At 74.8% G+C, this 11063-nt stretch carries 8 protein-coding genes; 5 read left to right on the top strand and 3 right to left on the bottom strand.

Features of this window, described 5'->3' with window-relative positions; translation table 11 throughout:
- Nucleotides 1-106: 106 nt before the first annotated feature.
- Nucleotides 107-979, bottom strand: coding sequence for an aldo/keto reductase (locus ABZU46_RS28395; RefSeq protein ID WP_354862534.1), 873 nt, complete (start codon nt 977-979; stop codon nt 107-109).
- Nucleotides 980-1193: 214 nt separating this feature from the next.
- Here ABZU46_RS28395 and ABZU46_RS28390 point away from each other — a divergent pair, with 214 nt between their 5' ends.
- The gene (locus tag ABZU46_RS28390) at nt 1194-5270 is read left to right on the top strand and encodes a CHAT domain-containing protein (RefSeq protein ID WP_354862532.1); all 4077 of its coding nucleotides are present in this window, start codon (nt 1194-1196) and stop codon (nt 5268-5270) included.
- A gap of 179 nt (nt 5271-5449) precedes the next feature.
- Here the strand turns inward: ABZU46_RS28390 and ABZU46_RS28385 are convergent, their stop codons facing one another.
- Both ABZU46_RS28385 and ABZU46_RS28380 read right to left on the bottom strand, forming a co-directional pair.
- Nucleotides 5450-5962, bottom strand: a complete 513-nt coding sequence (locus ABZU46_RS28385; RefSeq protein WP_354862530.1) for a hypothetical protein — start codon at nt 5960-5962, stop codon at nt 5450-5452.
- Nucleotides 5959-6273, bottom strand: coding sequence for a hypothetical protein (locus ABZU46_RS28380; protein WP_354862529.1), 315 nt, complete (start codon nt 6271-6273; stop codon nt 5959-5961). The genes ABZU46_RS28385 and ABZU46_RS28380 overlap by 4 nt, the downstream gene beginning before the upstream one ends.
- A gap of 298 nt (nt 6274-6571) precedes the next feature.
- Here ABZU46_RS28380 and ABZU46_RS28375 point away from each other — a divergent pair, with 298 nt between their 5' ends.
- The 4 genes from ABZU46_RS28375 (at nt 6572) to ABZU46_RS28360 (ending at nt 10980) form a co-directional block, all read left to right on the top strand.
- Nucleotides 6572-6937, top strand: a complete 366-nt coding sequence (locus ABZU46_RS28375; RefSeq protein WP_354862527.1) for a YciI family protein — start codon at nt 6572-6574, stop codon at nt 6935-6937.
- A 131-nt stretch (nt 6938-7068) separates the two neighbouring features.
- Nucleotides 7069-8451 carry an FAD-binding protein gene (locus tag ABZU46_RS28370; protein WP_354862525.1) on the top strand — a complete coding sequence of 461 codons (1383 nt, stop codon included), beginning with the start codon at nt 7069-7071 and terminating at the stop codon, nt 8449-8451.
- Between the two features lie 199 nt (nt 8452-8650).
- On the top strand, nt 8651-10099 hold the full coding sequence (gene pyk / locus ABZU46_RS28365; protein WP_354862523.1) for a pyruvate kinase: 1449 nt from the start codon (nt 8651-8653) through the stop codon (nt 10097-10099).
- Nucleotides 10096-10980, top strand: coding sequence for an acyl-CoA thioesterase II (locus tag ABZU46_RS28360; protein ID WP_354862521.1), 885 nt, complete (start codon nt 10096-10098; stop codon nt 10978-10980). Before pyk ends, ABZU46_RS28360 begins: the two co-directional genes overlap by 4 nt.
- The last annotated feature ends 83 nt before the right edge of the window (nt 10981-11063 follow it).

Here is an 11063-nt window from a genome sequence, read left to right as displayed (position 1 = left end):
CGCCTCGCTCAACTCGCCTCGCTCAACTCGCCTCGCTCAACTCGCCTCGCTCAACTCGCCTCGCTCAACTCGCCTCGCTCAACTCGCCTCGCTCAACTCGCCTCGCTCAGCTCGCCTTGGTCAGCGCCTCGAACTCGTCGTCGGTGAGCCGCACGTCGGCCGCGGCCACGTTCTCCTCCAGGTGCGCCACCGAGGACGTGCCGGGGATCGGCAGCATCACCGGCGAGCGGCGCAGCAGCCAGGCCAGCGCGAGCTGCGCGGGCGTCGCGCCGTGCTCGGTGGAGATCGCGTCCAGCGGGCCGCCCGGCCGGGCCAGCTCGCCGGTGGCGATCGGGAACCACGGGATGAACGCGAGGTCGTTGCGCTCGCAGTACTCCAGGACGTCCTCGGCGCTGCGGTTGGCGAGGTTGTAGAGGTTCTGCACCGAGGCGATCGTGGTGATCGCGCGGGCCTGCTCGATCTGCTCGACGCTCACCTCGGACAGCCCGATGTGGCGGATCTTGCCCTCCTGCTGCAAGAGGGCCAGCTCACCCAACTGGTCGGCCAGCGGCACCTGCGGGTCGATCCGGTGCAGCTGGTAGAGCGGGATGCTGTCCAGACCCAGGTGACGCAGGCTCAGCTCACACTGCTGACGCAGGTACTCCGGCCGGCCCACCGGACGCCAGTCGCCCGGGCCGGAGCGGGTCAGCCCGGCCTTGGTCGCGATGACCAGGTCGTCGGCGTACGGGTGCAGAGCCTCGCGGATCAGCAGCTCGGATACGAACGGGCCGTACGAGTCGGCGGTGTCGATGAACGTCACGCCCAGCTCGACCGCCCGGCGCAGCACCCGCAGCGCCTCGGCCGGGTCCTTCGGATCACCCCACACACCCGGCCCGGTGATCTGCATCGCCCCGTAACCGAGTCGGTTGACCGTGACGTCGCCCCCGATCCGGTACGTGCCGGACGCCTTCGCGGGCTGCTTGCTGATGTCGGTGGCCATACGCGCATCCCCAATCGTCTTCGTCGCGGCGGGCAAGACAGACAACCCACCACCTCGTGATCATCCCCCGGGAGCCGGCCATCATGCGGCCGCTCGCCCGATTGTGTGCGCCGACACGGCAGCACGCGATCACTGTCGTCCTGCCGCTAGCGCCCGTCCTGTCCGGTCTGCTACGCCTGATCCGAGTCGGTGCGGCCGGCCGGGGGGAGGCGCGATGTGGCGACGGTTCAGACCCGACCCGGTCGGTCGGCTGCGGGAGCGGCTGGACCGCTTCGACACCACCCGCGACCACCGGGCGGTCCTCGACTCCGGCGCGATCCGCGACGCCGAGGCCGTCGTCGACCTGGTGACCGCGACGCCCACGGACGGGCCGTTGCCCGAGCGGGTCGCCGAGGGTGTGTTCCTCCTGGCCTGCCTGCACTGGTACCGATACCAACTGCTGCCCCCGGGCGAGGACGCCGACGACCTCGGCCAGGCGCTCGGGCTCACCCAGTTCCTGCTGCGCTTCGCCCCGCAGCGGGTGTCGCCGGCAATGCTGGCCCTGCTGCACGCGCACCGACCGCCAAGCGGCGGCGCCCCACACGCCGACGCGCCGCCGACCCGGTCCGGCCCGCGGTCGGCCGGGTCGGGCGCCGACGCCGCCGGCGCCCGCTACGTCGAGGCCGTCATGCTGATGGCCGCCGCGGAGACCAGCCGCGACTACCGAGCGGCCGACCGGGCCGAATCGCTGCTGCGCCAGGCCCTCGACGGTACGCCGGCCGGTGCGCCGGAGCGGCTGCACTACCTGTCCGCCCTCGGCAAGGTCCACCGTGACCAGTTCCAGCACCTCGGCCGACGAAGGGCCCTCCCGGCGGCCGTGACGGCGCACCGGGAGAGCCTGGAGGCCACCGGCCTCGGGGACCCGGAACGTCCCGTGCGGCTGTTCAACCTCGGCAACGTCCTGGGCGACACGTACGAGGTCGACCGCGACCCGGCCGCGCTGGACGAGTCGATCACGGTGCTGCGCGACGCGGTCCGGGCCGCCGCGACGGGCACGCCGGTGCGCACGATGGCGCGGATGAACCTCGGCCAGCGGCTGCGCGACCGGTGGCGGCTGCACCGGCGCCCGGGTGACCTCGACGAGGCGATCGACGCCTTCGCCGGGGCTCGGGGCAGTGCCGATCCCCGGGTCGCCGCGCTGCACGGCGCGGCGCTCGCCGAGCGGTTCCTGCGCGACCGGACGCCCGCCGACCGGGACTCCGCGATCGAGGCGTACCGGTCGGCGCTGACCGGGTTCGGCGGGCTCGACCCGGAGCTGGCCGGCACCGCGCAGGTCGGGCTCGCCACCCTGCTCGCGGACCGGCACCAGGCCGCCGCCGATCCGGTCGACCTCGACGCGGCGATCGACGCGTACCGGGCCGCCGCCGGTTCCGGAGCGACACCCGGCGGGACGGATCGCGAGGAGCTGCGCCACGCCATGGCCGGTCTGCTGGCGAAACGGTACGAGTTGCGGCAGCGGGCCGACGACGTCACCGAGGCGGTACGGGTGCTGCGCGCCGGCGTGGCCGCCGCCCGGGACCCCGGTCAACGAGCGCGTCGGCTCGCCGACCTCGGCTACGCGCTCGCGCTCGGCCACGCCGACCTCGGCGGGGTGAGCGCGCTGCGCGCCGCACGGGACGGGCTGACCGAGGCGGAACGCCTGCTTCCCTGCACCGACCCGCTGCGTCACCACGTGCTCAACAACCTCGGCAACACCCTGCGCGAACTCTCCGACCTGGCCGGAGAGCCGGCGCTGCTGGAGCCGGCCGCGGTTGCGCTGCGCTCGGCCGTGGCCGCCGCCGGGCCGGACGCCGCGTCCCTGCCCCGGTACCGCTCGAACCTGGGCCTGGTGCTGCAGGCGCTGTTCGCCTCGACCCAGGACCTGGCGACCCTGACCGAGGCGATCCAGGTGCTGGCGCAGGTGATCGACACGACGCCACCCGGGCACCCGGACCGGTTGCCGGCGCTGACCAACTACGGGGCCGCCCTGAACCGCCGGGTCGAACTCTTCCTCGACGGCGCGCTGCCCGCCGGCGGCGAGCCCGCCGACCAGGTCGCGGCCGGCGTCGCCCGGGACTCCGACGCCGCGGTGGCCGCCCTGCGCGAGGCCGCCCAGCTGGCCGAACAGGAGGCCACCCCCAGCGAGTACGCCCAGACGCTCGGCACCCACGCGCTGGCCCACCTGCTGCGGCACCGCCTGCACGGCGACCTGCCGGCGCTCGACACGGCGATTCGACTGCTCCGGCGACTGAGCGAGCGACAGTCGCTCGGCGCGGACCGCTACCGGATCCTCACCAACCTCGCCAACGCCCTGCTGCTGCGCTACCGCGCCGGTCACGCCGACGCCACCGCCACCGCGATGCTGGCCGCGTACCGTGCAGCGGTCGACGAGCTGACCCCCGAGCACCCGGCGCGCACCATGTGTCTGAGCAATCTCGCCACCGCCCTGGAGGCGGTGGCCGACGCCGCCACCTCCGACCCCGGCTCCGCCGCGACGGCGACCGCCGGTGTGGGCGGCTCCGCCGCGCTCGCCGAGGCGGCGGCCGCGCTGCGCGCCGCCGCCGACGTCGAGTCCGCCCCGTCGCTGTTGCGGGCGGTGGCCGCCAGCAGGTACGCGGCGCACGTCGCCCAGGCCGGCGACCTTCCGGCCGCGCTCGACGGGTACGCCACCGCGATCGAGCTGATCGATCTGGTGGCCTGGCACGGCATGGACCCCGACGACCAGACCCGCCTGCTCGGGCGTTTCCCCGGGCTGGCCAGCGACGCCGCGGCGGTCGCCGTCGCCCTCGACAACCCGGAGCGCGCGGTCGAGCTGCTGGAGTACGGCCGCGGAGTCCTGCTCACCCGCGCCCACGACGCGGGCGCCGACCTGGCCGCGCTGCGCGCGCAGGCCCCCCGGCTGGCCGCCCGCCTCGCCGAACTCCAGGACGCCCTCGACGACTTCCCCGCGCCGGCCGGGGTGGCATCGGCGGCTGGGCTGACAGCGACCGCCGGACCGACCCCGGAGCAGCGGTACGACCTCGCCACCCGCCGTCGCCAGCTGCTGACCGAGATCCGCGACCGGCCCGGCTTCGCCGACTTCCTCCGTCCACCGCCCTTCGACGAGCTGGCCCGGGCCGCCGCCGACGGTCCGGTGGTGCTGGTCAACGTGGCTGCCCGGCGCTGCGACGCGCTGGTCGTCGCCAAGGGCCGGGTCAGCGTGGTGCCGCTGCCGGAGCTGACCCTGGACGAGCTGGTCGTCCGGACGGCGAGCTTCCTGGCCGCGATCGCGCTGCTCACCGGGCCGGCGGCGCCGGACGTCCCGCAGCCGCAGGTGCAGCGTCGTCGATCGGCGGCCCGCGCCGAGGTCGCCCAGACACTGGACTGGCTGTGGCGGGTCGTCGCCGCACCCGTACTCGAAAGGCCTCTCCCCACCCCGCCGTCGGCGGACGCCGAACCGTCCACCCCGCCGTCGGCGGACGCCGAACCGCCCGCCGTGCCGTCGTCTGGCGTGGGCGGGTCGGCGGGGGAGTGGCCTCGGTTGTGGTGGTGTCCCACCGGGGTGCTCACCCTGCTGCCGCTGCACGCGGCCGGTCCGATCGAGGGTGGCGACGGGGTGCTGGACCGGGTGGTCCCGTCGTACACGGCGTCGCTGCGGGCGCTGGCGCACGCGCGCCGGGGCGTCCCGGCCCGGCCCGAACCGGTCGACTCGGCGGTGTTCGTCGGCATGCCCCAGACGCCCGGCCTCGCCGACCTGTCCGGCGTCGCGCGGGAGGAGGAGATCGTCCGTCAGCACGTGCCGCAGGTCCGCTCACTGCTCGGCCCGGTGGCCACCCCGGCGGCCGTGCTCGCCGCCCTGCCCGACCAGCCGGTCGCCCACCTGTCCTGTCACGGCACGCAGGACCTGCGCGCCCCGGCCTGGGGTCGTCTGGAGCTGGCCGGCGGCGCGCTGCACGTCCGGGACCTGTGGCGGCCGGCCGGCAACCCGGCGGCGCTGGCGGTGCTCTCGGCCTGCGAGACGGTACGCGGCGGGGCGGCCCTGCCCGACGAGGCGCTCACGCTCGGTACGGCCTTTCAACTGGTCGGCTTCCGGCACGTCATCGGCGCGCTGTGGTCCATCTCGGACACGCTGACCGCGCGGCTCTGCAAGGACCTCTACGACGGATTGTCAGTGCCCGGAGGGATCGCGCCGGACCGCGCGGCCGTGGCCCTGCACGCGGCGGTCCGCCACCTCCGCGAGGACCTGCCGGATCACCCGGACACCTGGGCCGGCTACGCCCACCTCGGCCCCTGACGGCCGCCCGACCTGCTCGACGCGTCCGCGCAGGCGCACGCCGCGCTCGGCGAGCGGGCTCGGGGCGACGCGCGGGCAGGGTGGCGACTGCGGATGCCGTGCCGCTGACCGCCGAAGCGCTGCCCGCCGACCCATCCGCCGCCGGACCGCCAGGCCCGGGGCGCTGGGCACACCGCGCGCTAGCGAGTCGACGCCGGGGAGCTGTTGGCCGGGGAGCTGACGGCCGGGGAGGCGGGGCGGGCGGGGGCGTACCAGGTCACGCCGACGGCCGCGACCAGCAACGCGGTGCAGAGCAGCACCAGCCCCACTCCGGTCCGCAGGGACCGGACCGCCGCCAGGGCCTCCAGGTGGTCGCCGAGCGGGGCCGGCGGCAGAGCCGCCACCGGGGTCACCCTCAACCGGCCGTGCGCCGCGCGGAGCAGCGCGAGCGCCCCGGCCACGCCCGCGGCCAGCGCGGCGAGCAGCAGGACCCCGACCAGCGCGCCCCAGCCCGCCGCGAGCGTGGTCACGTCGGTGCGACCCCGGATCAGGCTGAACCCGACCAGCGCCACCAGCAGGCCACCCAGCCCGTTGCGCCAGGCCACCGCCGCCGCGCGGACGCGCTCCAGCTCGCCGCGCAGCAGGCCGGCCAGCTGCTGCGCGCGGTGCAGGTCGGCGACGGTCGCGGGCGGCCCCGGGCGAAGCCGGATCACGCCTCGACCTCCAGCCACAGCGTCCAGTACGCCCCACAGCCGCGCATCCCGGCGGGACGCCCCGGGTGCTCGGCCTCGCACTCGCACAGCAGCGTCCGGTAACCGGGATCGGGGGCCGTGGTGTCCTTGCGGTACACCTCGTCGACGAGCGTCGTGGTGCTCGGGTGGCCGCACCGGGGGCACCGCCCACTGAGCACCACCGCGAACTCGAATTCCTGCGGCCGGAAGCCCGCCGCGGCCTGCGTGGCGTACGCCTCGTCGGTCACCTCGGCGTACGACAGTGGGCTCGACACCGGCTCGTCGTCGCGCATCCCGACCTCCCACCACCGACACCCGGACCGTCCACCGTAGTCGGTGTCGGCACCCGCGCCGACCGACGTGCCGGGTCGCCGCCGGCCGGGGATTCCGGCAGGCGGGGCGGCGGACTGCCGCCCGGCCACGCCACCACCGACCGTGGCCGTGGCACCGTCGACCCGTGGACTGACCGGGGGGCAGTTGCGCGGAGCGACCGGTACCGCCGTCGTCGGCGTGCGACGCTGGGCGCGTGCCGGTGACGCCGGCTCGGGCGGCCGGGCCGGTGCGTGCCGGCGCGACGGCGGAGGGAGCACCATGGCGGGAGTGCCGCAGGTCGACTTCGCGCTCGACACGTACGAGTGCATCGTGATCTATCCCGGCGCGGCCGGACGGGCCCTGCCCCCGGAGACCGTGCAGCGGTTGCAGGCCGAGCACACCGAGCACATGCAGGCGTTGCAGCGCAGCGGAATCATCCTGGTCGCGGGCTCGGTGGACGGCCCGGCCCGTACGCCGGAGCCGCCGATCGGCTTCGGGCTGGCCCGCACCGGCAGCGTCGACGACGTGCGCAGCGTGCTGGAGGCCGACCCCGCGGTGCAGGCCGGCCTCTACCGGGTGGACGTGTTGACCTTCCTCTGCCCGGCCGGCTCGTTGGAGTTTCCGCTGGTCAAGGCCCAGAGCTGACGGTCGGTCCAGCGACAGGTGTCGTGATGGTGACGGCGTTGCGGCGTCCGCCGGTGCTACGGTCGCGCGCACCGAGGATCGCGGTCGGGGCGCACCCGGCGTCATCGGCCGGGCCCGGTCGAGGAGACGCCATGAGCTCCGCCGCCACCCCCGATGTCGCGTCCGCCGCCGCGCGGCTGCGTGCCCTGCTCGGTGACCGCGTCCACGAGCCGGGCGAACCCGGGTTCGACACCGCCACCCGCCTGTGGAACGCCGCCGTCGACCGTACGCCCGCCCTGGTCGCCCACTGCCTGGACGCCGACGAGGTGGCCGCGGCGATCCGTGTCGCCGCCCGGTGTCACCTGCCGGTGTCGGTCCGCTCCGGCGGGCACGACTGGGCCGGCCGGGCATTGCGCGACGGTGGCCTGGTTCTCGACCTGACCGGCCTGCGTACCGTCCGGGTCGATCCGGACCGGGGCACGGTGACGGTGGCCGGCGGTGCCAGCGCCGCCGACCTGCTCGCCGCCGCCGCCCCGTACGACCTGGTGGTGCCCACGGGTGTGGTCCGCGACGTGGGCATGGCCGGGCTGACCCTGGCCGGCGGGTACGGCCCGCTCTGCGGGCGGTTCGGCCTGGCCCTGGACAACCTGCTCGGCGCGGAGGTCGTCCTCGCCGACGGTCGTCGGGTCACCGCCGACCCACGCCACGACGCGGAGTTGTACTGGGCGCTGCGCGGCGGCGGTGGCAACGTCGGCGTGGTCACCGAGCTGCGGTACCGGGCGCACCGGCTGCCCGCCGTGCTCGCTGGCATGATCATGTTCGCGCTGGCCGAGGCGCCGGCCGTGCTGCGCGGCTACGCGGCGCTGCTCGCCGACGCCCCGGACGAGTTGACCGTCATGGCCGGGTTCCTGCCCGGCCCGGCCGGCGAACCGGTGGTCTTCGTGTGCCCCTTCTACAGCGGCCCGGACCTGGACGCCGGCCGCCCGTGGCTGGACCGGCTGCGGGCGCTGGGCACCCCGTTGGTCGACCAGGTCGACCCGCTGCCGTACGCGGACGCGTTGCGGATGTTCGACGGCGGGATGGTCGACGGAAACCACTACCTGCTGCGTACCCGCTGGCTGCCACCGCTCGCCGACGGCGCGGTGGAGGCGCTGGTCGACGCCGCCCGGCAGGTCACTTCGCCGTTCTCCGCGCTGGCCCTGCACCACTTCCACGGCGCGGCCACCCGGGTCCGGCTCGGCGACACGGCGTTCGGTCTGCGCGCCGAGCACCTGCTGACCGAGATCATCGCGGTGTGGGCGCCCGGCGGGGAGGCCGCACCGCACCTCGCGTGGGCCGAGCAGACGTCGGCGGCGCTCGCCCCGCTCGCCCTGCCCGGGGGCTATCCGAACCTGCTCGCCCCGACCGAGACCGAACGGGTCCGGCTGGCGTACGGCGCGAACTGGTCGCGTCTGCGCCGGGCCAAGCGGCACTACGACCCTCGTGACCTGCTCACCGCCGTGCCCACGCTGCCCCCGTCGGAGCACGCGGAGTGAGCGTGCGCCGGGAGCGCCCCGACACCGCCCGCCGCGACAGGCGTACGATTCCCGGCGCGCGGTCGCCGTTGCCCGTCGCCACAACGTTCCCGGTGCGGCTCCGCCCGCCGGTCCGACGCGCACCGCGCGTTGTTGGACACCTGTTCCGCTGCCTGCAAGGGGTCGGCCCCGAGTCCGACCTGAAGGAGAGACTAGCCTGATGGGCGTGACACGCCGCGCGAAGATCGTCTGCACTCTTGGTCCCGCCACCTCGTCCCCGGAGCGCATCCGGGGCCTCGTCGAGGCCGGTATGAACGTGGCGAGGCTCAACTTCAGCCACGGCAGCCACGCCGACCACGAGGCGGTCTACCGACTGGTCCGGGAGGCGTCCGAGGCGTCCGGCAAGCCGGTAGCCGTCCTCGCCGACCTGCAGGGGCCCAAGATCCGGCTGGGCCGGTTCGCCGACGGCCCGCACGAGTGGCGCACCGGCGACTCCGTCGTGATCACCGGTGACGACATCCTCGGCAGCAAGGAGCGGGTCTCCTGCACCTACCGCAAGCTGCCGCAGGAGGTGAAGCCCGGTGACCGCCTGCTGATCGACGACGGTCGGGTCGCCGTGGAGGTCACCGACGTCACCGGCAACGACATCCGCTGCCTGGTCACCGAGGGCGGCCCGGTCTCCAACAACAAGGGCGTGTCGCTGCCCAACGTGGCGGTCAGCGTGCCCGCCATGTCGGACAAGGACGCCGAGGACCTGCGCTTCTCCCTGGGGCTCGGCGTCGACCTGGTCGCGCTGTCCTTCGTGCGCTCGGCCGAGGACATCAAGCTCGTCCACAACATCATGGCCGAGGAGGGCGTGTTCCGGCCGGTGCTGGCCAAGGTCGAGAAGCCGGAGGCCGTGGATCACCTGGAGGCCATCGTGCTGGCCTTCGACGGCGTCATGGTCGCCCGTGGCGACCTCGGCGTGGAGATGCCGCTGGACGAGGTCCCGCTGGTGCAGAAGCGGGCCGTGCAGCTGTGCCGGGAGAACGCCAAGCCGGTCATCGTGGCCACCCAGATGCTCGACTCCATGATCGAGAATTCCCGCCCCACCCGGGCGGAGGCCTCCGACGTGGCCAACGCGGTGCTCGACGGCGCGGACGCGGTGATGCTCTCCGGCGAGACCAGCGTCGGCAAGTATCCGGTGCTCACCGTCAGCACCATGGCCAAGATCGTGACGACCACCGAGGCCGGCTCGATCGGCGTGCCGCGGTTGCAGCACGACCCGCGTACCCACGGCGGCGCGCTCACCGTGGCCGCCTCGTCGATCGCCCGGGCCATCAACGCCAAGGCGCTGGTCGCCTTCTCGCAGACCGGCGACACCGTCCGGCGGCTCTCCCGCCTGCACTGCGACCTGCCGCTGCTGGCGTTCACCCCGGTCCCCGAGGTGCGTGACCAGCTCGCCCTGACCTGGGGCGTGGAGACCTTCCTCATGCCGTTCGTGCAGCACACCGACGACATGTTCCGCCAGGTCGACCAGGCGCTGCTCGGCCTCGACCGGGCCAACCCGGGTGACTACGTGGTGATCGTGGCGGGCAGCCCGCCCGGCACCCCCGGCTCGACCAACACTCTGCGCGTCCACCAGCTCGGCTCGCTAGTCGACGCGGCGTCGGCGCGGGCGCTGCAGTGAGCGACGGTCGGGTCGCGGTCGGCCAGGCAGCGGTCGACCAGCTGCTGGAAGTGCTGGACCTCGACCCGACCGGGGAGATGACCTTCCGGGGGATGAGCCCCCCGGTCGGCCCACAACGGGTGTACGGCGGCCAGGTTGCCGGTCAGGCGCTGGTCGCCGCCGGCCGCACGGTGGACCCGGAGCGGTTCGTGCACTCGCTGCACGGCTACTTCGTCCGCCCCGGCGACCCGGTCGAGCCGATCGAGTACCAGGTGGAGAACATCCGCGACGGCCGGTCCTTCTCGGTGCGCCGGGCGGTCGCCCTCCAGCACGACAAGCCGATCTTCTTCATGTCGGCGTCGTTCCAGCGGGCCGAGGAGGGGTTGGACCACCAGGCCCCCGCGCCGCCGGACGTACCTGCCCCGCAGGACGTGCCGACGATGTCCGACCGGCTCTCCCGCTACCCGGAGCGTCTGGGCATCTGGGGGCAGATCCCCCGCCCGATCGACGTGCGCTACGTGGGGGAGCCCGGCTGGGTCCGCCCCGGCGACCGGCCGGCCGACCCGCACCAGCGGGTCTGGATGCGCATCGACGGCAAGCTGCCCGACGACCCGCTGCTGCACGCGTGCGCGCTCACGTACGCCTCGGACCTCACCCTGCTCGACTCGGTGCTCTCCGTGCACGGTGAGGTGTGGGGGCCGGGCGGTGTGGTCGGCGCGAGCCTGGACCACGCGCTGTGGTTCCACCGGCCGTTCCGCGCCGACGAGTGGTTCCTCTACGACTGCTGGAGCCCGTCGGCGTCCGGCGCGCGAGGGCTGGCCACCGGCCGGATGTTCACCACCGACGGCCGGCAGATCGCCAGCGCCGTGCAGGAGGGTCTGCTGCGCCGCGTCGGCGCCTGATTCGTCGGCGCCTGATTCGTCGGCGCCTGATCCGTCGGCCCTGGGCCGTCGGCCCCCCTCGGGCCGTCGGCCCCCCTCGGGCC

This window comes from Micromonospora sp. NPDC005197, assembly GCF_040608295.1.
GTDB lineage: Bacteria > Actinomycetota > Actinomycetes > Mycobacteriales > Micromonosporaceae > Micromonospora.
Note: the sequence above shows the minus strand (reverse complement) of the source record. Positions and strands in the feature narration are given on the sequence as shown.

Coding starts and splice junctions, on each gene's coding strand:
- ABZU46_RS28390 (WP_354862532.1), top strand. CDS start 1,194: ATGTGGCGACGGTTCAGACCCGACCCGGTCGGTCGGCTGCGGGAGCGG.
- ABZU46_RS28395 (WP_354862534.1), bottom strand. CDS start 979: ATGGCCACCGACATCAGCAAGCAGCCCGCGAAGGCGTCCGGCACGTAC.
- pyk (WP_354862523.1), top strand. CDS start 8,651: ATGGGCGTGACACGCCGCGCGAAGATCGTCTGCACTCTTGGTCCCGCC.
- ABZU46_RS28370 (WP_354862525.1), top strand. CDS start 7,069: ATGAGCTCCGCCGCCACCCCCGATGTCGCGTCCGCCGCCGCGCGGCTG.
- ABZU46_RS28375 (WP_354862527.1), top strand. CDS start 6,572: ATGGCGGGAGTGCCGCAGGTCGACTTCGCGCTCGACACGTACGAGTGC.
- ABZU46_RS28380 (WP_354862529.1), bottom strand. CDS start 6,273: ATGCGCGACGACGAGCCGGTGTCGAGCCCACTGTCGTACGCCGAGGTG.